Origin of the sequence: Methylorubrum populi (assembly GCA_036946625.1) — a bacterium.
GTDB classification, from domain to species: domain Bacteria; phylum Pseudomonadota; class Alphaproteobacteria; order Rhizobiales; family Beijerinckiaceae; genus Methylobacterium; species Methylobacterium populi_C.
The window spans coordinates 1,315,001-1,335,439 of record JAQIIU010000003.1; the positions used below are offsets into that span (position 1 = coordinate 1,315,001).

Genomic DNA, 20,439 nt, shown 5'->3' on the forward strand with positions numbered 1-20,439 from the left:
TTGCCCAAGATCGTAGCGAGCAGTCGAGGGGCGCGGGACACCCGTGTTGCAGGGTCGTTCTTCGCGCTGTGCGTGGTGGTGTTGCGTAAAGACGGTGCCCTTGCCTCCCTGTTCGATGCCCGTCTCGCCGGGCTGGTCCACGCCTCCGTGCTGGCCGAGCCGGGCGTGCGCTTCCGCCACGAGCGTTTCCTGGTTTCGCGGCTCGCCACCGGCGCGGTGATGATGGCGGCGCTGCCGCCCTACCTCGTCTGGCGCGGCGTCCCGAGCGGCATCGAGGCGGTGGCCATCGCCAGCCTGTTCCTGCCGGTCTTCGCCGCCGTCGTCCTGTCGCGCACCGGCTCCCTCTGGGTCGCCCACGCGCTGTCCTCGGCGGGCCTGACCGGCCTCGTCGTCTGCCTCGCCGCTCTGACCGGCGGCGCGAGTTCGGCCGCCGCGATCTGGCTCGCGGCGATCCCGCTCGAAGCGATGATCTCCGGCTCGCGCCGGGCGACGGTGGCCGCCTCGGTCATCGCCGTGCTCGGCGCCTTCGCGGTCGCGCTCAGCGGCTACGTGCCGGTGGGCGGCCTCGCGCTCGCCTGGCCCAACGCCGTCGCCATGCCGGTCTTCGCCGTGACCGCCATCGGCCACATCGCGGCGCAGGCGATGGAGCACATGCGCCGCGAGGGCGAGTGGCGCGCGCGGATGCAGGACAACGAGGCCCGCGACCGCCTGCTGCTCTCGGCCATCGACGACCTCGTGACGTGGCACGACGCCAATGGCCGCGTGCTGGAGGCGAGCGGCTCGGCCGCCCGCTTCGTCGGCGCCGAGGCGAGCCGCCTGCGCGGCCACGGCCTGCTCGACCGGGTGCATATCGGCGACCGTCCGGCCCTGCTCCAGGCGATCAGCGACGTCGCCGCCAGCGGGCTCGCGGCCACCGTGCCGTTCCGCCTGCATCTCGACGCGCCGCGCGCCGACGGCACCCGCACCCTCTTCGCCGAGATGCGCGCCCACCGGATCGAGGCGGGACTGGCCGGCGCCAACGGCTCGACCGTCGTCGCCGTGACCCGCGACGTGTCCGAGCACCGCCGCCACGCCCAGGAACTCGACCGCGCCCGTGCCGAGGCCGAGCGCGCCGACGAGGTGAAGACGCACTTCCTGGCCACCGTCAGCCACGAGCTGCGCACCCCGCTCAACGCCATCATCGGCTTCTCGGACGTGCTGGCGGGAGAGGGCGCGGTCGCGCTGTCGCCGGAGCGGGCCTGCGAATATGCCGGCATCATCGCCCATTCCGGGCGCCACCTGCTCGACGTGGTGAACACGCTGCTCGACATCTCGCGCATCCGCGGCGGACATTTCGACTTCCAGCCGGAGCCGGTCGATGTCGAGGCGCTGATCCGCGGCTGCTGCGACCTGATGCGGCTCAAGGCCGACGCCTCGGGCATCGCCCTGGCGAGCGCGCCCGTGCCGGCCGGCTCGGCCCTGGTGGCCGATGCCCGCGCCTGCCGCCAGATGCTCATCAACCTGATCTCGAACGCCGTGAAGTTCACGCCCCGCGGCGGCCGGGTCGAGGTCATGGTGCGCCGGGGCGGGGCCTATCTCGACTTCGTGGTGAGCGACGACGGCATCGGCATCACCGAAGCCGACCTGCCGCGGCTCGGCGATCCCTTCTTCCAGGCCGCCGGCGGCTACGGGCGGGCGCACGAGGGCACCGGCCTCGGCCTGTCGGTGGTGCGCGGGCTCGCCGGACTGCATGGCGGCGCGGTCTCCGTCGAGAGCGCGCCGGGCAGGGGCACCGCCGTCACCGTGACGCTGCCGCTCGATTGCAGCCGCAACAGGAGCGGCGCGCGGGGTGCCGCGGCGCAGGCGAAGGCCGTGAGCCAGCCCGCGCCGATCCGGACCTCGGTGCGCAGCGCCGCGATGCCGGAGCCGGCGCCCGAGCCGATCCGCCTGCCGGTCGGCCTGTTCGACCCGGCGCCGCGTTCCTCGGCCGCCCCCACGGCCGCCTCACCGAACCCCCCGATGCGCCGTGCCGGCTGAGCCCTCCGATGCAACCCCGACATCGATCCGAAGGAGCGAAGTGATGCGCGAGCCGCCCGCCAGACGGGATCAGCGCGAGATCGTCGTCCCCGGCGACATGCGCGCCGCCCGCACCCCGGCCCGATCCCCACGCCGCAAGCCGGCCCTGCGCGGCCCCGTCGCAGCGGGCTGGCAGGCCTCGGTGCTGAACGCCGCGGCGGGGGCCGGCCGGTTCTGCCTGCGCTATCCCGGCGGCGTGTTCGGGACGGTGACGGGCATCGGCGCGGCGGCCTATGTCTGCGTCAACGCCATGGGCCTGCAGGCCGGGCCGCATCCGGCCCCGATCCTGCCGACCGTCGAGCCCAAGCTCTCGGTCGCACCCTCGGCCGCCGCGCGGCCCGCGCCGCAGCCGGTGCGAGAGGTGCGCGCCGCCGAGGCGCCGAGGCCCGCTCCGGTGCGGGAAGTGCCCGTGCCTCCGCGCGACGCCATCGCCGACATGATCCGATCGGGCGAGACGACCGCCTCGGTCACGCCCAGGCTTGAGCGCAGGCCGGAGCCGAAGGCCGCTCCCAAGGTCGAGAAGGGCGAGGCCCGGAAGTCCGACGGCCCGAAGCCCGACCCGGCGGTGATCCGCGTCCAGCGCGCCCTGGCCAAGCTCGGCTACGGCCCGCTCAAGGATGACGGTCTGATGGGGCCGGGCACGAAGGCGGCGATCGAGAAGTTCGAGCGCGACCGCAAGCTGCCGGTCAAGGGCGAGGCGGCCGGGCCGACCCTGCGCGCGCTGACCCGCGAGATGACCGCCAAGGCGAACGGGTAGCGGGGCCATCGACGCGGCGGCGGCGGGCGCTTATGAGTGCCTCCGCCGTGCAGACCCCGGCCGAGCGCGCTTCTGCCGGCGTCAACGCCTCGCGTCTCCCATTCGCGCGCTCATCCTTCGAGGCCCGCTCACGCGGGCATCTCAGGATGAGGCGTCGAAGGGGAAAGCCGTGCCCGCAGGATAAGAAGGCGCCATGCCACGCCTCCGCTCGGATTTCTGGGTCTCCGCGCAACTGCGCCGCCTCAACGGCGAGGGCATCCCGGCGGTGCAGCGCCGCCGCGGCGCGGCGGAGGCCGGCGCCGTCTTCGTCAAGATCGATCGGCTCGACGGGACCGCCGATCTCTACGGCCCGGCGCCGCAGGCGCTGATCGAGGCCGAGGCGGCGGGCGAGCGGCTTTTCACCGCCGTGCTGGGCGCCGTCCCGTCCCCGGATGTCGAGGAGCGGCTCGCGCGGGAAATCCGCTTCGATTCCGATCTCTGGATCATCGAGATCGATGACCGCGAGGGCCGGCACGGCCTGCCGCTCGCGGAATAGTGTTTCGGGATTTTCCGCCGATCGCCCCCGGCGTCTGCGGAGGCGCGTCCGCGGGTCAGCTCGTGCGGCGCAGGCGCGTCGGCAGCACCGTGCGCAGGCCGCCGCGCTCGGCCGCCGTGGCGGCGCCGCGCCTGGCCTCCGGCCCGTGCAGCGGCTGGTGCTCACCGGCGGCGCGCTCCATCACCGGCGCACCGAGGATCGCGCAGAGCAGGTCGCGGGCGGTGGCCCGGCTGGTCTCGCGAAACAGCGTGACGAGGGAGAACACCCGGTCGACCGAGCGCGCCACGGTGTCGTTGAGGGTGAGGAAGACGAACACCGCCTCGCCCTCGCGAAGATCCGCCGCGCGCAGGGCCAGGGTCAGCAGGTCGTAGCGGGCGGCCGGGTCGATCGCGGCGCCGAGATAGTTTTGCGGCAGGCCGAGGCCCTGGCCGAGGGCGGCGACGAAGACCTGAACGTTCCGGGAATGGGAATGCTCGACGAGGCGCGTCGCCAGCGACCGGGGCGCGGGCGGGCAGGGCCGCAGGGCGGCGGTGGCCTCCACCGCCTCGCGGATCGCCCGGCGCTGCTCCGCATCGGCGTGCAGCCAGAGCGGGGCGAGGTCGGCGGGCGGAATGTCGGACCGGGCGAGCAGGGTGCGGGCGAGATCGAGATCGGTGCGGGCGCGGGCGAGCAGGCGCTCCAGAGCCCGCGTGCCGATCAGCGCGCCGGGGTTTTCCGCGAGCGCCCGGTCGGCCTCCGCTTCCGTTTCCGGCTCCTGCGGTGGCGCGACGGAGAGCCCGCGGGCGGCGAGGGCGGCCCGCACGCCGGCCGGTATGTCGGGACAGCCGCCGAGCTTGTCGGCGACGATGCGCGCGGTCTCGGCATCCACCGTCGGGATCAGGCCGGCGGCCAGCGACTCGAAGGCCTGGAGGATGGCCCGGTCATGGACGGGTGCGGCCAGGAACAGGTCGGTCTGGACCCGCAGGATCACGGGCTTCAGGTCCAGCGCGGGATCGCGCGAGAGCTCGATGAGGCCGGACAGGTCCGGCGCGTCGGCGACCGATGAGGACATGGCACTTCGATTACGCGGAACTCAATCGACCCTCAGTCAAGCAGTTCTGCGTGAATCGACCTTTAAGGCCGTACCGGGGCCGGTGTCCCGCGACGGTTGCTCAGGCCGGATCGAGCCGCCTCACGACATCCGCCACCCGTTCGCGGACGGGTTCGGGCAAGGGCAGGATCGGGCGGGGTGGATCGGCCTGGCATAAGTCGAGGATGCCGGCCGCCGCGTAGATCACCCGCAGGCTCGAGAACTCCTTGAACAGATCCCAGAGAGGCTGCATCCGTGCGTTCAGGGTCCGCGCCTGCGCCGCGTCGCCCGCCTGCGCGGCCCGGAGGATCGCGAGGCAGGGCTCCGGAAAAAGTCCGGCTGCGACGGAGTACCAAGTCTCGCCGCCGGCGAGCAGCGCCTCGGCGGCGTTCCAGTCGCCGCTATAGCCGAGGCGGAATCCGGCCGGCACCGCGCGGCTCAGGGAGTCGAGATGACCGGCTGCCGAATCCGCGTCCGGAGCCGGGCTCTTCAGCGCCGCGATGCCCGGCACCTGCGCGAGCCGCCCGACCAGCGAGGGTGTGAAGCGGAAATGCGTGGTGCCCGGATTGTCGTAGATGCACAGCGGCAGGCCGCCCCGCGTCGCGACGGTGGAAAAGTGCTCGAACACTTCGTCATCGGTCAGCGGCGTGTAGGAAACGGCGGCCAGAAGCCCTGCGGCGGCGCCAGCCACCCGCGCGTCTTGCGCGAGCGCCACGGCCTCGTCGGTGCGCAGCGCCCCGACGCCGACGATGATCGGCACGCGGCCGTCGGCCTCCTCCAGGGCGGTGTCGATGGCGCGGCGGCGCTCCCCGCGAGAGAGGTAGGCGTAGGTGCCGGTGCTGCCGAGAAGCCCGATCGAAGTGATGTCCGTGGCGGCAAGCGCCGCGATCAGGGCGCGTAGCGCCGCCGTATCGACACGACCCTCGGGCGAGGCGGGGGTGATGGGGAAGGCGGACAGGCCGGTGAAGCAGGTCATGGCCGCAGCAGGATGCGAGTGCGCCGTGGCGCGGTCAACGCGGAAACGGGTGCACGCTGCGGCATTCGGCCCAACCCATCAGGGCGAGCGGAGCGAAGCAATCCAGGACCGCGACGTCCACCGGACTCGAGCGCAGTCCGCCGCATTCGCAGGCCGCAGAGGAAAAACTACGAGCGCACCTCGCGCTTGGCCACGAAGTTCAACTCGTCCACCAGCACGTCCTTGACCACGTCGGAGCCGAGGCGTTCGTTGACCCGGGCGCGGATCCGGGCGAGGCGGCCGTTGATGTCGTAGCGGGCGAGCTTGCGGAAATCGATTCCGGTGTCGCCGTAGATCTGGCGGAAGGCCTCGTCGACCACGAAGGCGTTGGGGGCGACGGGCAGCGTGTGCATCAGCTTGGCATCGGCCGTGAAGACCAGCACCGCGACGACGTAGCCCTGCACCTTGCCGTCCGCGACCATCGGGATGTTGATGGGCGCGAGCTTCTGGTATTGCAGCCCTTCGAGATAGGGCTCGGTCGATTTGGTGAAGAACCCGCCGCCGAAGGTCACCGCCGCGTAGCAGGAGGCGAGGGTGACGGCGCAGATCCACAGGCCGGTGACGAGGACGCGCATGGCCTAGCGCCCGAGGCGTGCGGAGTAGGTGCCGTCGGATTCGGCGGCCTGGAGGCTGGCCTGGAGCGTGTCGCCGATCTCCTCCACGGCCCGCAGATGCAGGGCGACCGCCTCCTGGTTGCGGATCAGCTTGTCGCGCAGCCGCGCCAGCACGATGCCCGTCTCGGCGTCGATGCTCGCGGCGTCGATCCCGCGGGTGAGGCGGGTGAGTTCGAGCAGGCTCCGGCTCTTGGCGCGGTTGGCCGCCTCCAGATCGAGCGGGGCGTTGGCCGTCAGCGCCTCGGTCTCGGCCTCGACGGTGACTTCCAGGCGCTTGAGGGATTCGAGCAGCATCGCGGTCAGACCTTCCCTGCGACGCCCGTGGTCGTGGGCGCCGCCGTCGTGCCGGTGGTGGGATGGGCGGCGTTGAGCATGCGGGCGATGCCGATGCCGCCGGTCTTGGCGATCTGCTGGCCGATCTGCTCGGAGAGCATCGACTTCCAGATGCCGCCGGCATTGCCCTTGCCGAACACCGTCTCGGCCTTCGGCAGCATCGCCTCGACGAATTGCTGCAGCACCTGACCCTCGAACTTCCGGTAGGGGTCGGCGGAGCCCGTCCGCGCGGTGTCGTTCTTCAGGCTGGTCAGCGCGCCGTGGACGTCGAGCGGCATGTGCGTGCCCGGACCCGCCTCGCGCGCCGCCTCGTCGGCGGCGCTGGCGAAGGCGGCCGGGTCGCCGGGCTGCGACAGCCTGGCCGCGGCCTCCTGATAGCGGGCCGGGTCGGCGGCGCGGGCCACGTCCATCACGATGTCGGAAGGGGGGGTGATGCTCATCGCGCCATCGAGCCTTGACGCGGCGCGGACCGGGCGCGCCGCTGAAGATCGATCGGACCGTAGACCCGCTGGCTTACGGGAGGCTTGCGTCGCGGCGCTGCGCCAGCCCGTCGAGCCGCTCCATCGCCTCGGCCCGCTCGCGCTCACGGCCGAGCAGCGCCTCGATCCGCTCGGCGCTCACCGCGGCGCGCCGCCGAGCGAGGCCCTGTTCGCGCACCGCGTCCGCTTGCGAGGCGGCGATCCGTTCGAGTTCGGTGGCGCGCGCGGCGAGCCCGCGCAGGCGGCGGTTGGCGGATTCCAGGAACAGGTGGCCGTGGGCGCTCGTGCCGAGCGCCGCGAGCAGGGCGGCCCGGTCGGCTTCCACCGCGTCCGCGTCGCGCCGGGTCTGGGCGAGCTGCCACTCGGCGGCGCGGCGCATCTGCTCCTGCACGGCGGTGAGCCGCTCCGCGCGCTTCAGGCGCTTGGCGAGGTCGGCGGCGGACATCGACGCTTCAGCCCTTGCGCAGCCAAGCGAGGTAGCCGGCGAGGAACTGCGTCATGAACTCGCCCGACAGCGTGTGGAGCAGGATCAGCGCGCCGAACATCACGAAGGGCGTGGCGACGAAGTAGACGGGGATCGTCGGCGTGAGCTTGTTCACGAAGCCGGCCGCGAGGTTCACCGCCACGGCGTAGATGATGAAGGGCGCGGCGATCCTCAAACTGAGGGTGAAGGCCTCGCCGATCTGGTCGGCGAGACGCACCAGCGCGGTCTGCGTGCCGAAGCCCTCGCCCGGCGGGATGCGACTGTAAGAATCGACCAGCCCGCGAAACAGCTCCCAATGCAGGTCGGCGGCAAACAGCAGCGCGACCGCGGTGAGGACGATCAGCGACTCGACCGCGGGGATCGCGTCGGTGCCCTCGACCGGCGTGCCCGGCATCGAGCCGAAGCCGACCATGGTGGAGACCGCGTTCATCACCGTCTCCAGCACGAAGACGAAGATGCGCCCGAGCAGGCCGATGAGGAGCCCCGTCACCGTCTCGCTGCCGATCCAGGCCAGCGTCTCCGTCGGCGCCTGCCCCGGGAGCCTTGCCTGGAACAGCGGCAGCAGCAGGGGCGTGACGGCGAGCGACACGCCGCCGGCGATGAGGAGCCTCACCTGCGCCGGCACGCGGGGGCTGGAGAAACCGGGCACGATCAGCAGGCAGCCGCCGATCCGGCAGAAGATCAGGAAGAGGCCGAGGAAGGCGTCGCCGCCGAGCAGGCTGCCGAAGCCGGGGATCACGAGATGGTGCCCAGCGACTTCAGCTCGACGCCCCGCGCGATCTCCAGATGCGAGAGAACGGGCAGCGTCGGGAAGATGCGCTCGACGATCATGCGCACATAGGGCCGGGCGTCGGGGGCGGTGACGAGGGCGAAGCCGTGGACCTGCCGCATCCGCTCGCGGATCGCCTCGCCGGCCTCGGTGCCGAACTGCTCCACGAGGCGCGGGTCGATGTCGAACTCGATCACCTCGCCCTTGGCGTCGCGCTTCAGGCTCTGGTGGAAGGTGAGGTCCCAGTTGGCGCCGAGCCGCAGCACGTGCAGCACCCCGTCCTCGGCGAGATCGCCGCAGATCTGCTGGGCGACGCGCATCCGGACGTGCTCGGCGATCTGCTCGGCGCGGCGGGCATGCGGGGTGATCTCGGCCACCGCCTCCAGGATCAGGTGCAGGTTGCGGATCGAGACCCGCTCGGCGAGCAGGAGCTTCAACACCGCCTGGAGGCCGGAATGCGAGATCTGCGAGGGGCAGATCTCGTCGATCAGCCGCTTGTATTCGGGATCGAGCCGGTCGAGCAGCGCCCGCATGTCCTTGTAGGACAGGAACTGGGGCAGGTTGTTGCGGATCACCTCGGAGAGGTGGGTGAGCAGCACCGAGGCGCCGTCGATCGCCTCGAAGCCGGAGCGGCGTACCTCGCCGGCATAGGCGTCGACGATCCACAGGGCCTTCATGCCGAAGGCCGGCTCGCGCACCTCCTCCGCCGGCACGTCGGGGCGCGGCCCGTCGCCGACCACGACCAGCAACTCGCCGGGGCGCATCTCCTGCGTCGCCGCCGCCGTGCCGTGGATGCGGATCTGGTAGCTCTTGGGCGGCAGGTTGAGGCTGTCGGTGAGCTTGATGTCGGGCACGACGAAGCCGTACTGGCGCGCGAACTTGCGGCGCATCTTGGCCACGCGGTGATGCAGTTCGGCGTGGCTGCCCTGGATCTGCGCGGCGACCTGGCGGCCGAGGCACAGCTCGATCTCCGGCGTGCGCAACTGCTCCTTGACCGAATCCTTGACCTCGGCCTGCTTCGCTTCCTCTTCGTTCTTCGCCTTCGCCGCGGCGGCGGCCGCTTGCGCGGCGCGGCGCCTGGGAATCGTGACCGCGACGAAGCCCATCAGCCCGGCGAGCGCGACGAAGGGCAGGAAGGGCAGGCCCGGGACGAGCGCGAACATCAGCATCAGCACGGCGGCGACGAGCAGGGCTCGCGGGTAGGCGCTGAGCTGGCCGAGCACGGCCTCTTCCGCCGCGCCGCGGGTGCCGCCCTTCGAGACGAGGAGGCCGGCGGCGAGGGAGACGATCAGCGCCGGGATCTGCGAGACGAGGCCGTCGCCGACCGAGAGCTTGACGAAGACGTCCGCCGCCTGACCGAGCGGCATGCCGTGGCGGGTGGTGCCGATGATGACGCCGCCGAACACGTTGACGGCGATGACGATGAGCGAGGCCACCGCCTCGCCGCGCACGAACTTCGAGGCGCCGTCCATCGAGCCGAAGAAGGCGGATTCTTCCTCCAGTTCCCGGCGGCGGCGCTGCGCCTCCTTGTCGTCGATCAGGCCGGCGTTGAGGTCGGCGTCGATCGCCATCTGCTTGCCGGGGATGGCGTCGAGGGTGAAGCGGGCGCCCACTTCCGCGATGCGGGTCGCGCCCTTGGTGATGACGAGGAAGTTGACGGTGATCAGGATCACGAAGACGACGATCCCGATCACGAAATCGCCGCTCATCACGAATTGCGAGAAGCCCTGGATGACGTGGCCGGCGGCGTCCACGCCCTTCTGGCCGTTGGCCAGGATCAGCCGCGTCGTGGCGATGCCCAGCGCGAGCCGCAGCAGCGTCGCGATCAGGAGCACGGTCGGGAAGGCGGAGAATTCGAGCGGCTTCTGAATCCAGAGCGCCACCATCAGGATCAGTACCGAGAGCGCGATCGAGAAGGCGAGCCCGACATCGATCAGCAGCGCGGGCACCGGCAGGAACAGCACCGCCAGGATCGCGACGATGCCGGCGGCGAAGCCGACATCCCGCCGCGACCGCTTCTCCAGGACGAGCGCCTCGCTCACCGCCATGACGTCAACCGTTCCCCACAGGTGAACCAGCTTGTGGCCGGGCAAGCTTGCGCGGGGATGGGCGGCGGCGGCGCGGACCGGATCGGTTGGAAACACGATCGTCGCGATGTCGAGAGGGAACTGCGCCGTGCACCCACACCGTCGACTTCGGGGGCGGCCGGCGCCTGAAGTGGGATGATGCCGGGGCAAATACCTGCCGTGCCACCGATCGAAGCGATCACGGGAAATTTATCGTTTGATAAAGCTATTTCACGCAAAAGTGCTCTGACGAGCACGAATCGCCTTGCGTGCATGGTTAGGGGGGACGGATGAAAATTCTCGATAATGCGAGGTTGCTTTCAAAAACGATTGTGCCGATTCTCGTCATACTTTCTGTATCGATCGGGCTGATTTATTACGCGATCGGCATCATTTCCGGTCTCTCTGAGCAGACTAGGCAAATCGTCGATGTGCAAGCTGCACGCCTCGAAAGCATCCTTTCCGTTCGAATTCATGCCAATGAAACAAGCATTTTGGCGCGCAACATCATCATCGAAACGCGCCAGGGCGAGTTGGGAACTTACAAGCAGCGCTACGATGCGACGATCGCCTCGGCCTATAAGGCTCTCGATCGTCTGACCGCGCTCTCCGACAGTCCCGAGCGACGCCGGGAGAACGAAAAGCTTCGCGAAATCGCCGCCACTCTCTACGCCGTCAATGACCGCGCCATCCAGTTGGGGCTCAGGAACGAGAACGAGGCTTCCGCGAAAGTCCTGCTGACGGAAGCGTCCGTAGCCCGTGCGAAGTTGCGTGACAGCATCCAGTCGCGAATCGATGTGCTGACTTTGGAACTCGCCAAGGCCAGGGATGAGGCCGCGCAGGCCGCAAGCCGGTCGAGCCTGATTCTGGGCGTTGCGTCGGCACTGGGCTTTCTTGTCGCCCTCGGGCTTGCCGGTGCGATCACCGTGTTCGGGGTCATCCGGCCCCTGGCCAGCCTCGTCGCCGTGCTCCGGCGCATGGCGGAGGGGGACGTCGATGCGACGATCCCGGAGGCCGCGCGCGGCGATGAGATCGGCGCGGTCGGCCGGGCGGTCGAGGGCATCAAGGCCATGGTCGCGCAGAAGGCGGCGGAGCAGGCCGAGATGCGCCGCGTCGCCGACGAGGCCGCCGCCGCCGAGCGCCGCCGCACCATGATCGAACTCGCCGACGGCTTCGAACAGGCGGTCGGGGGCATTGTCGGCCAAGTGTCCTCGTCGGCGACCGAACTTCAGGCGACCGCGCAGCAGATGTCCTCGACCGCCAACGAGACGGCGAGCCAGTCGAGCACCGTCGCCGCGGCCGCGGAGGAGGCCGCGAGCAATGTCGGTACCGTGGCGGCGGCGGCGGAGGAACTCGGCGCGTCCGTCCAGGAGATCGGACGGCAGGTTCAGGGTTCCGCGGGGCTCGCGCAGAACGCCGTCGCGGAGGCGGATCAGACCGGCCAGCTCGTGCGCGAGCTCAGCCGCACCTCCGCGCGCATCGGCGACATGGTGAACATGATCTCCAACATCGCCTCGCAGACGAACCTGCTCGCCCTGAACGCCACGATCGAGGCGGCGCGCGCGGGCGAGGCCGGGCGCGGCTTCGCCGTGGTCGCGACGGAGGTGAAGGAACTCGCCGGCCAGACCGCCCGCGCGACGGAGGAGATCGTCGGCCAGATCGGCGAGATCCAAGGCGTCACCGAGAGGGCCGTCTCCGCCATCGGTTCGATCACCGGGCGCATCGGAGAGATCAACGCCGTCGCCGCGACCATCGCGGCCGCGGTCGAGCAACAGGGCGCGGCCACCCAGGAGATCGTGCGCAACGTGTCCCAGGCCTCGGTCGGGACGACCGAGGTGACCCGCAACGTCGTGGGGCTGGCGCAGGCCTCGGACGAGGCCGGGGCGGCGGCGGGCCAGGTCCTGTCGGCGGCTTCCGAACTGTCGCGTCAGTCGGAGCATCTCACCGGCGAGGTCGATCGCTTTCTCGCCACGATCCGCGCGGCCTGACCCCACGCGGCGCGGATCATGCGCGACGGGCCCGACCGATCTCGCGGCCATATTCAAGCGCTTACACCGACCTGTTCACTGTCAAACGACGCATGGCAGGCCATCCCGTCGCGTGCTGTCAACTGGCGGCAGCGATGCTAAACTCTCTTCGCCGAAGCTTTTGTCCTTCCCAAGGTCGAGGCTTTCGCGAGGGACCGGGCGGTCAAGTCTCGACAGCTTCCTCCGCCCGGTTCCATCCTTTCTCCTCTTCGCTCATCGGACGGATGCCCGCTCGCGGCGTGTGACGTCCGGCACCTATTACGGCCGGGTCGGCAAGGACCAGACGCAGGCCTTCCGCTTCTCGGGCGGGACGAGGTTCTGATCGGTCCGGTTCCTTCCGTCATCGCGAGCGCCGCTCGATCCAGAGGCGCGACCTCTCCGGATCGAGCGGCGCTCTGGACTGCTTCGGCTTCGCCTCGCGACGGGGGCGTCACGGGATTGTGCGCAACGGCCGACAGCGCGGTCAGAATCCCGTGGCGATCCGCCCGTAGGTCATCTCGGCGAACGCATGGATCTGCGAGCCGACGAAGGTGCCGGTCACCAGCATCACCAGCAGGATCGCGACGATCTTCGGCACGAAGGTGAGGGTCACCTCCTGGATCTGGGTCAGCGCCTGGAGCAGGGCGACCGCGATCCCGACCAGCATCGCCGCGCCGACCGAGGGGCCGGCGGCGACCAGCACCGTCCAGATCGCCGAGCGGACGAGTTCGAGGGCGTCGACCTCGTTCATGGTGCGGTTTTCTGTTGGCGCATCGTCTTTTCAGAGCCGTTTGACCGGGAACAAGCCCACCCTGGTCCTCATCCTGAGGTGCCGGAGCATGGCGGAGGCCTCGAAGGGTGTTCCAGGGATCGTGCGGGGGCTGGAGGATCCTTCGAGGCCCGCCGACGCGGGAACCTCGGGACGACGCGCTAGCTGATCGAGATGCCGGAGGCGAGCAGCATCTCGCGGCCGTCGGCGAGCTTGGCCATGGCGCCGTCGCCGGTGACGCGCACCGACCGCACCACGCCGGAGATCGTGCCGTCCGCCGAGGTGATCGTGCGCCCGATGATGGCGTCGGCTTGGTCGAGGAAGCTGGAGGCGAGCAGCGAATCGAGCTTCTGGTTGGTCTTGGTCGCCTGCTCGACCTGCGAGAACGTGGCGAGCTGGCCGACATATTCCGTCGAATCCATCGGCTTCGTCGGATCCTGGTTCTGAAGCTGCGCCATCAGCAGCTTCAGGAAGGTGTCGGCGTTCATCTTCGAGGCGACGGAGGTCGCTGCCGCGGCAGCCGTGGCCGTGGTCGCGGCGGTGCTCGTGCTCGTGGCGGTGCTGGTGACGTCCATCGTCTGTCAGGCCTTGTCGGAGGGCGAAGCCGGCTGGGCACGCGATGCCGGCCGGCGGCGGGGATTGAGCCGGGCGGCGGGGACGAGGGCGGCGGTCGGCCCCTCGGGAAGGGGGCCCGCCTCTCCGAGCAGCATGGCCTCCGCCGGGTAGAGCCCGCGGATGATCTTCAGCGCCTCGAACGGCCGCCCGGCCTCGACCAGGGCGTGCGCCGCGCTCAAGCCCTCGCGGATCGCGGCCTCGGTCGTGGCGGCGAGGATGCCCTCCTCGATCCGGCCGTAGAGGGTCCGGGCCGGACCGGCCTGGGCCGGTGCGATCAGCAGGGTCTGCGCCGCGAAGTAGAGTTGGCGCAAGGGCGTCGTCGCGTCCTCGGCCTGGAGCACGTGGCCCTCCAGCAGGAAGGTCGCGTCGTTCATCAGTTCGAGCGAGACCTTGCGATCGACGCGCACCACGGCGCCGTTGATGAAGACGCGCTCGCCCGCCTTCAGGCTCAGATGCATGGTGCGGGCCGCGGCCTTGCCGGCTTCGCGCGTCATCGCTTCACCCTCACCGCAGGCCGTCGCGGATCGAGGTGTTGACCTCGATCAGCGCCGCGAGGCTGCGCTCGGGCGTGCCCAGCACCGCGCCCGCCTCGCGCATGTTCCACAGGCCGATGGCGACGAGATCGGCGCGCAGGGCCTCCGGCAGGCCGTTCTCGGCATCGAGCAGGTCGGCGATCAGCACGTTCCACAGATCCTGGATCGAGCCGATCGCGGCGTTCCGCTCCGGACCCGCCGCGGCGCCCCGTGCCTCGGCCGCGCGCAGCAGGCCGAGCGCCCGGTCGAAGGCCTCGCGCTCGCGCTCGCGGCCGAGATCGGGCGCGTCCTCCATGATCTCGGAATAGGATAGGCGATACATCGAGGACCGATGCTCCGTGACGGTTCGGGGACGGTTCGGGAAGGGCGCGCGTTCAGGAGACGAAGTTGATCAGGCTGAGGCTGCGCAATTGCGCGGTCAGCCCGTAGGACATCTGCATCTGGGTGGTGATGGCATCGACGCGGGCTTTGGCCTCGGCCGGATCGACGCCCTCCAGATCCTTGATCCGGCTCGTCAGCAGCGTGGTCTGCTTGGCCATGCGCGCGTTCGCATCCGCGATGCGGCTCTGCGATCGGCCGAGATCGGCCTGCATCGTCGTCAGCCCGCCGCTCGCTTGGCCGAGCAACTGCATCGCCTTGTCGGTGGCCACCCCTTGCGCCTCCTGCGAGAGGCCGGACAGGCCGAGCCCCGAGACGACGACGTAGGCCATGCCGAGCGTGCGGAAGGGCTCGGCATTGGCGCTGGCGGAGGTGGTCGCGGTCTCGGTGAGGGAGATCTGGCTGTCGATGGTGCGGCTCGACGCCCCCGACCACGTCCGGCTCCAGTTCGCTTCCGTGAACAGGCCCGCGAGCGGCCCGTCGATGAAGCCCTTGAGCGCAGTCGCGGTGATGCCGGAGGCCGCCGCGCTGCCCGGGGCGAAGCCGAAGAAGCTGGTGAAGGCCGCCTCGACCGCCGTCTTCGCGGCCGAGATCGGGCTGCCCTCGTAGGGCGTCAGCGGCGCGGCGCCGCTGTCGGTGCCGCCGAACACGGATTGGCCGCCGGCGCTGGTGTTGAGCGCGCCCGCCAGCGCGGCGAGCCGGCCCTTCGCGGTCTCCGCGAGCGTCTTCGCGCGCTGATCGACGGGGAGGGCGACCAGCTCCTTCAGCGTCGCGTCGGCGGCGGACTGGATCTCCTTGAGCGCGCTCTGCGTGGTGTCGAGCCGCAGCGAGGCCGCCGCGTTGCCCTGCGTCAGGGCCGCGAGCACGGCGCTCTGCCGCCGCAGGCCGAAGGCCTCGGCGACGCCCTCGCCGAGCGTCGCGCCGACATCGGCGTGGCGGCCGGTGGCGATCTCCTTGGTCGCGGCGGCCAGTTCCGTCTGCAGGCGCGCGGTGCCGGTGCGCGGCGCGTTCCACAGGTTGAGACTCGAGATGAAGCCGGTCGTCATCATGGCCGTGGTCACCGCACCGCGTCGAGGAGGGTCTTGAGGAGGTCGTTGACCACCGTGACGAGCTTGGCCGAAGCGCTGTAGGAGCGCTCCAGTTGCAGCGCGAGCGCGGTCTCGTCGTCGCCGTTCACGCCCGATGCGTTCGAGAGCGCCTCGTTCGCCCGCGTCAGCAGGGTCTTCTGGTAGGTGGCGCCGTCCGAGGCGTCCTTGCGCTGCGCTTCGAGCCAGCCGGCCGAGGCCTCGGCGAGGTCGGGCAGGCCGGACGACGTGCCGAGGCCGAGCGCCGGATCGAGCGTCCGCCGCTCGCCGAGCGCCGAGACGAGGCCGCGCAGGCGGCCCGCATAGGCGGCGTCGCCGACGGCGGCCGGATCGGCGTAATCGGTGCCGTTCATGCCGCCGCCGCGCAGCAGGGCGAGGTTGCCGCCCCGGCCGGGATCGACCGCGGCGTTGACCGCGATCGACGCCGCGAGGCCGGTGCGCCCTGCGGCCGTGTCCGCGGGCAGGGTCGCGCTGCCGCCGGCGGTGAACAGGCCGGCCCGGGGGCCGCTGTCGAACCCCACCGCGTCGCTCTCGGCGAAGGCGCCGATCAGGCCGCCGGCCACGGCGTCGAGCTGCGCCTCGTAGGTCACCGCCGTCCGGTCACGGAGCGTCGCGAGTCCGGCGATCCGCCCGGAGGCGAGCGGCATCGGCGAGGCGGAGCCGGTCACGGGCACGCCGTCGATCATCACGGCGGCTCCGGCGGTGCCGGCGGCGAAGGTGGTCGTGGCGGCGAAGGTGACCGTGCGGGCCCCGCGGTCGAACAGGGTGACGCCGCCATCGGTGTACAGCGCCATGTCGCCGCCCTCGCGGATCACCGCGGTGACGCCGATCTCCTGCGAGAGCGCGGTGAGGATCCGGTCGCGGTCGTCGAGGGCATCGGTGGCGTCGCCGCCATTGGCCGTGCTCCGGGTCACGGCCCGGTTGGCCGCGTCGAACCGGCCGAGCAGGTCGTTGATGCGCGTGACCGCGTCGGCGATCCCCTTGTCGGCCTCCGCCCGCACGGCGTGGACGGCGTCCGTGGACTCCTTGAGGCTGCCGGCCAGCGCCTTGGCCGCATCGACCGCGCTGCGGGCGAGCGCCGTGCTGTCGGGCTGGTTGGCGGCGGCCTGGAGCGCGGCCTGGAAGGCCGAGAGCCGCGCGGCGGGCGCGGTGGCGTCGTCCGTGTCGCCGACGGTCTGCGCGAGCTTGGTCAGGCCGTCGAGCACGGCGGCGCTGCGCGCGGCGTCCGACGAGGCCGTCAGCGTGCGGGCGTACAGGGTCGGATCGCCGGCGCGGGTGATCGTCACCGTCGCGCCGCCCCCGCTGCCGGCGACCAGCGTGGCGATCTTGCGCGAGTAGCCGGGATCGTTCGCGCCCGCGACGTTGCGTGCGGACACGGCGATCTGGTTCGAGGTCGCGAGCAGCGAGGCGCGCGCGGTGTTGAGCGCGAGGGTGAGACCCATCGGTCGGTTCCTGGGACGCGGGGCGTGGCGGGCGCCCCTTCGGGAAAGGGCGCCCGGATGCGGCGGCGTGCGCCGTCAGCGCTTGAGGTTCATCAGGGTCTCGAGCAGCTCGTTGCCGGTCATGAACACCTTCGAATTGGCGGTGTAGACCGTCTGCGCCTCGATCATCGTGGTCAGCTCGCTGCTGACGTCGACGTTCGACTGCTCCAGGGCGCCGGCCTTCAGGGTGCCGCGGCCGCCCTGGCCGGCGAAGCCGATCTGGATGTCGCCCGACTCGGTGCCGGTGGTGAAGACGTTGCCCGCCCGCGGCGAGAGGTTGTCGGGGCTCGCCACGTCCGCCAGCGGCACCTTGAAGGCGGCCTTGCGGGTGCCGTCGGAATAGACCGCATAGACGGTGCCGTCCTCGCCGAAGGCGGTGCCGGTCACGGCGGTGGGCGAGGAGCCGTCGGCGGTGCCGGACAGATTATGGGCGCCGGAGAGCTGCGTCAGGCCGCTCAGGTCGACCGTGACGCTGCGGCCGTTCGGCACCTGCACGGTCGCCGAGCTGCCGCTGCCGACCTTGCCGTTGGCGTCGAAGGTCAGGGAGGTCGAGCCGATGGGCGTGGTCGGCGCGGCCGGGTTGTAGACGTTGACCGTCCAGGTGTCGGCGGCGGTCTTGGTCATCTGGACGTCCAGGGTCACCGGCTGGCCGACGTTGTCGTAGACCTTGAGCGAGTTCTTCTTCGAATAGCCGACCGCGCCCGCCGCACTGGAATCGTAGACGGGGGTCTCGAAGGAGAGGTTGCCGCCGATCGTCGCCTTCGTGGAGGGGCGCGCCTCCTGCCCCATCACGCTGACGTTGACGGGCTGGAGGTCGGCCACGCCGTTGAGGACCGGGTTCGGGGTGCCGTTGGCGAGGCTGTAGCCCATCAGGGTGAAGCCGCCGGCATTGACGAGGTTGCCGGTCTTGCCGTCGACCACGAAGCTGCCGGCCCGCGTCAGGAACGGGGCGCCGCCCGCGTCGCGCACCACGAAGAAGCCGTTGCCCTGGATCGCGAGATCCTTGTCGGAATTGGTCGAGGCGATCGGACCGCCAGCGCTCACCGAGCGGCGCAACGTGGTCTCGACGGCACCCGAATTGTAGGTGCCGACATCGCCGGAATCGAGCAGCAGCGACGAGAACTCGGCGGAGGTGCGCTTGTAGCCGGTGGTGCTGGCGTTCTGGATGTTCTCGGCCACGGTCGAGATGCGGTTCGACTGGGCGTTCATCCCGGAGACGCCGGTGCGGAGCACGCCGATGAGACTCATGCTGACACCTCGTTGACTTTCGAATTCGTGCGCAGTGGACACGGCGTCGCTTGCGCGGGGCTGAAGGGGTGGTGGGGTCCGCTCATCCGCGCAAGGATTGAGCGAGTTCGAGGAAGGCGTCGCGGCTCGGCGGCTGGCCCGGCTCCTGGCGCAGCGCCTCGTAGATCCGCGGCACGAGGCTGACCGCCTGGTCGAGGTCGGGGTCGCCGCCGGCGCGGTAGCCGCCCATCAGGCGCAGGTCCCGCGTCTCCTCGAAGCGGGCCATCATGCTCCTCAGCTTGCGCACCAGTTCGCGCTGGTCGCCGGTCCAGACCTCGCCCGAGAGGCGCGAGATCGAGCCGAGCGGGTCGATCGCCGGGTAGCGGCCCTGCTCGGCGATGGCGCGGTCGAGCACGACGTGGCCGTCGAGGGTGCCGCGGATCGAGTCGGCGACCGGATCGTTGTGGTCGTCGCCGTCGACCAGCACCGAGAAGATGCCGGTGACCGTGCCCGTGCCCTCGGCGCCGGGCCCGGCGCGCTCCAGGAGCCGCGGCAAATCCGAAAAGACGCTCGGCGGATAGCCCCGCGCCACCGCCGGCTCGCCCGCGGCCAGCGCCACGTCGCGGGCGGCGTGGGCGTAGCGGGTCACCGAATCGACGATGAGCAGCACCGACTCGCCGCGGTCGCGGAAGGATTCGGCCACGGCCAGCGCCACCTTCGGCGCTTGGCGCCGCATCATCGGGCTCTCGTCGCCGGTCGAGACGACGACGACGGCGCGCTCGCGGGCGGCGGCGATCGGGCCTTCGAGGAACTCGCGCACCTCGCGTCCGCGCTCGCCCACCAGCGCCACCACGACGCTGTCGAAGCCCTGAGCCCCGGCCAGCATCGCCAGCAGGGTCGACTTGCCGACGCCGGAGCCGGCGAAGATGCCGATGCGCTGGCCGGCGCAGAGCGGCGTGAACAGGTCGATCGCCCGCACCCCCGTCGGCAGCGGTGTCTTCACCCGCGCCCGGGTCATCGCCGCGGGCGGGTCGGCGTCCAGCGGAACGCTGTCCGGTCCGTCGGGCAAGGGGCCGAGACCGTCGACGGGGCGGCCGAGCGCGTCGATCACCCGGCCCTTCCAGCGCGGGTCCGGGCGCAACTGCGCCGGGCCGATGCGGTGGGCACGGCTGCCGATGCCCGCCTCGATCCGGCTCTCGAACGGCTTCACCGTCGCGCCGTCGGCGTCGATGCGCACCACCTCGCCGATCTGCTCCCGGCCGTCGGCGGAAAAACCCATGCGGTCGCCGAGCCGCACGAAGGCGGAGACGCCCGCGACCCGCGCCGCGGCGGCGGTGACCTCGCGCACGGGGCCGCCGACCCGCACCAGCGGAAGCGCGCGGCGCCCGGCCTCCATCGCCCGTTCCAGGCGCTCGATGGCGTTCTCCGTCATCGCGCTAGCCCTGCGGACCCAGCGTCTTGATCGCGCCGGTCAGCGTGTTGTCGGCCTCCGCATTCATGGCGGCCGCGCTCTCGAAGGCGCGCTGGATCGCGATGAGCTTCGTCATCTCCAGGATCGGGTTGACGTTGGCACCCTCGACATGGCCCTGCACGAGACCGATCCGGGTGAAGTCCTGCACCGGCCGGCCGGGCAGGCTGGAGGCGACCGCGTTCTCGCCCGCGCGGGTCAGCTTCGCCTTCGGATCGAGGCTGAACAGGCCGAGGGCGCCGACCTGATTGACGCCCTGGTGGATGCTGCCGTCGCGGCCGATGGTCGGTGGGCCGGCCTGGGGATCGAGCAGCAGCGGACCGCCGCCGGGATCGACCACGGGCAGTCCGCCGACCGTGCGCAACTGTCCGTTGGCATCCATCGTCAGGCGGCCGTCGCGGGTATGGAGCGTGGTGCCCTTCGGTCCCTGCACCCCGAGCCAGGCATCGCCCTGCACGGCGACGTCGAGGGGGGAATCGGTCTTCGTGATCGGGCCGGCGGCCCGCGAGAGGGTGCTGCTGCCCGGTCCGACGAAGGCGACTTCGCCGCGGTTCGAGCGCGCGAGCAGTTCCGAGAAGCTGACCTCCTCCGCGCGGAAGCCCGCGGTCGCCATGTTGGCGACGTTGTTGGCGGTGGTGGTCAGGCGCTTTTCGAGGGCGATCTGGCTCGACAGCGCGACGTAGAGGCTGCTCTGCATCGGC

Annotated in this window: 21 protein-coding genes; 4 read left to right on the top strand and 17 right to left on the bottom strand. The window is 71.1% G+C overall.

Annotated features, from left to right (window positions below; genetic code table 11):
* Window positions 1-72 precede the first annotated feature (72 nt).
* The 3 genes from PGN25_17620 to PGN25_17630 all read left to right on the top strand — a co-directional run bounded on the left by PGN25_17620 (window position 73) and on the right by PGN25_17630 (window position 3,347).
* Complete coding sequence (locus PGN25_17620) at window positions 73-2,016, top strand: PAS domain-containing sensor histidine kinase (protein ID MEH3119341.1); 1,944 nt, start codon at window positions 73-75, stop codon at window positions 2,014-2,016.
* 43 nt (window positions 2,017-2,059) lie between these two features.
* The gene (locus tag PGN25_17625; GenBank protein ID MEH3119342.1) at window positions 2,060-2,812 is read left to right on the top strand and encodes a peptidoglycan-binding domain-containing protein; all 753 of its coding nucleotides are present in this window, start codon (window positions 2,060-2,062) and stop codon (window positions 2,810-2,812) included.
* 193 nt (window positions 2,813-3,005) lie between these two features.
* Complete coding sequence (locus tag PGN25_17630) at window positions 3,006-3,347, top strand: DUF1491 family protein (protein MEH3119343.1); 342 nt, start codon at window positions 3,006-3,008, stop codon at window positions 3,345-3,347.
* A gap of 55 nt (window positions 3,348-3,402) precedes the next feature.
* Here PGN25_17630 and PGN25_17635 read toward each other — a convergent pair whose 3' ends face one another.
* The 8 genes from PGN25_17635 to flhA form a co-directional block, all read right to left on the bottom strand.
* On the bottom strand, window positions 3,403-4,398 hold the full coding sequence (locus PGN25_17635; protein MEH3119344.1) for a hypothetical protein: 996 nt from the start codon (window positions 4,396-4,398) through the stop codon (window positions 3,403-3,405).
* A gap of 100 nt (window positions 4,399-4,498) precedes the next feature.
* On the bottom strand, window positions 4,499-5,392 hold the full coding sequence (locus PGN25_17640; protein ID MEH3119345.1) for a dihydrodipicolinate synthase family protein: 894 nt from the start codon (window positions 5,390-5,392) through the stop codon (window positions 4,499-4,501).
* A 167-nt stretch (window positions 5,393-5,559) separates the two neighbouring features.
* Window positions 5,560-6,006 (bottom strand): hypothetical protein, encoded by a 447-nt coding sequence (locus PGN25_17645; GenBank protein ID MEH3119346.1) that lies wholly within the window; start codon window positions 6,004-6,006, stop codon window positions 5,560-5,562.
* Window positions 6,007-6,009: 3 nt separating this feature from the next.
* Window positions 6,010-6,339: a flagellar protein FlgN gene (locus PGN25_17650; protein ID MEH3119347.1), complete on the bottom strand. Its 330-nt coding sequence runs from the start codon at window positions 6,337-6,339 to the stop codon at window positions 6,010-6,012.
* Between the two features lie 5 nt (window positions 6,340-6,344).
* On the bottom strand, window positions 6,345-6,818 hold the full coding sequence (locus PGN25_17655) for a rod-binding protein (GenBank protein ID MEH3119348.1): 474 nt from the start codon (window positions 6,816-6,818) through the stop codon (window positions 6,345-6,347).
* A 73-nt stretch (window positions 6,819-6,891) separates the two neighbouring features.
* Window positions 6,892-7,302 (bottom strand): hypothetical protein, encoded by a 411-nt coding sequence (locus tag PGN25_17660; protein ID MEH3119349.1) that lies wholly within the window; start codon window positions 7,300-7,302, stop codon window positions 6,892-6,894.
* Between the two features lie 7 nt (window positions 7,303-7,309).
* Window positions 7,310-8,080 (bottom strand): flagellar biosynthesis protein FliR, encoded by a 771-nt coding sequence (gene fliR, locus PGN25_17665; protein MEH3119350.1) that lies wholly within the window; start codon window positions 8,078-8,080, stop codon window positions 7,310-7,312.
* Window positions 8,077-10,158 carry a flagellar biosynthesis protein FlhA gene (flhA, locus tag PGN25_17670; GenBank protein ID MEH3119351.1) on the bottom strand — a complete coding sequence of 694 codons (2,082 nt, stop codon included), beginning with the start codon at window positions 10,156-10,158 and terminating at the stop codon, window positions 8,077-8,079. The genes fliR and flhA overlap by 4 nt, the downstream gene beginning before the upstream one ends.
* 308 nt (window positions 10,159-10,466) lie before the next feature.
* Here flhA and PGN25_17675 point away from each other — a divergent pair, with 308 nt between their 5' ends.
* The gene (locus PGN25_17675; GenBank protein MEH3119352.1) at window positions 10,467-12,164 is read left to right on the top strand and encodes a methyl-accepting chemotaxis protein; all 1,698 of its coding nucleotides are present in this window, start codon (window positions 10,467-10,469) and stop codon (window positions 12,162-12,164) included.
* A gap of 502 nt (window positions 12,165-12,666) precedes the next feature.
* Here PGN25_17675 and fliQ read toward each other — a convergent pair.
* The 9 genes from fliQ to flgF form a co-directional block, all read right to left on the bottom strand.
* Window positions 12,667-12,933: a flagellar biosynthesis protein FliQ gene (gene fliQ / locus PGN25_17680; GenBank protein ID MEH3119353.1), complete on the bottom strand. Its 267-nt coding sequence runs from the start codon at window positions 12,931-12,933 to the stop codon at window positions 12,667-12,669.
* Between the two features lie 179 nt (window positions 12,934-13,112).
* Window positions 13,113-13,526, bottom strand: a complete 414-nt coding sequence (gene flgD / locus PGN25_17685) for a flagellar hook assembly protein FlgD (protein ID MEH3119354.1) — start codon at window positions 13,524-13,526, stop codon at window positions 13,113-13,115.
* A 6-nt stretch (window positions 13,527-13,532) separates the two neighbouring features.
* Window positions 13,533-14,060: a flagellar biosynthesis repressor FlbT gene (gene flbT / locus PGN25_17690; protein MEH3119355.1), complete on the bottom strand. Its 528-nt coding sequence runs from the start codon at window positions 14,058-14,060 to the stop codon at window positions 13,533-13,535.
* Between the two features lie 10 nt (window positions 14,061-14,070).
* Window positions 14,071-14,421 (bottom strand): flagellar biosynthesis regulator FlaF, encoded by a 351-nt coding sequence (flaF, locus tag PGN25_17695; protein MEH3119356.1) that lies wholly within the window; start codon window positions 14,419-14,421, stop codon window positions 14,071-14,073.
* A 52-nt stretch (window positions 14,422-14,473) separates the two neighbouring features.
* Complete coding sequence (locus tag PGN25_17700) at window positions 14,474-15,538, bottom strand: flagellar hook-associated family protein (GenBank protein ID MEH3119357.1); 1,065 nt, start codon at window positions 15,536-15,538, stop codon at window positions 14,474-14,476.
* A complete protein-coding gene (flgK, locus tag PGN25_17705; protein ID MEH3119358.1) occupies window positions 15,535-17,004 on the bottom strand; it encodes a flagellar hook-associated protein FlgK in 1,470 nt (489 codons plus the stop codon). Before flgK ends, PGN25_17700 begins: the two co-directional genes overlap by 4 nt.
* A gap of 75 nt (window positions 17,005-17,079) precedes the next feature.
* Window positions 17,080-18,291: a flagellar hook protein FlgE gene (locus PGN25_17710; protein ID MEH3119359.1), complete on the bottom strand. Its 1,212-nt coding sequence runs from the start codon at window positions 18,289-18,291 to the stop codon at window positions 17,080-17,082.
* Between the two features lie 82 nt (window positions 18,292-18,373).
* Window positions 18,374-19,702 (bottom strand): flagellar protein export ATPase FliI, encoded by a 1,329-nt coding sequence (gene fliI, locus PGN25_17715; protein ID MEH3119360.1) that lies wholly within the window; start codon window positions 19,700-19,702, stop codon window positions 18,374-18,376.
* A gap of 4 nt (window positions 19,703-19,706) precedes the next feature.
* Window positions 19,707-20,435, bottom strand: coding sequence for a flagellar basal-body rod protein FlgF (gene flgF / locus PGN25_17720; protein ID MEH3119361.1), 729 nt, complete (start codon window positions 20,433-20,435; stop codon window positions 19,707-19,709).
* Window positions 20,436-20,439 lie beyond the last annotated feature (4 nt).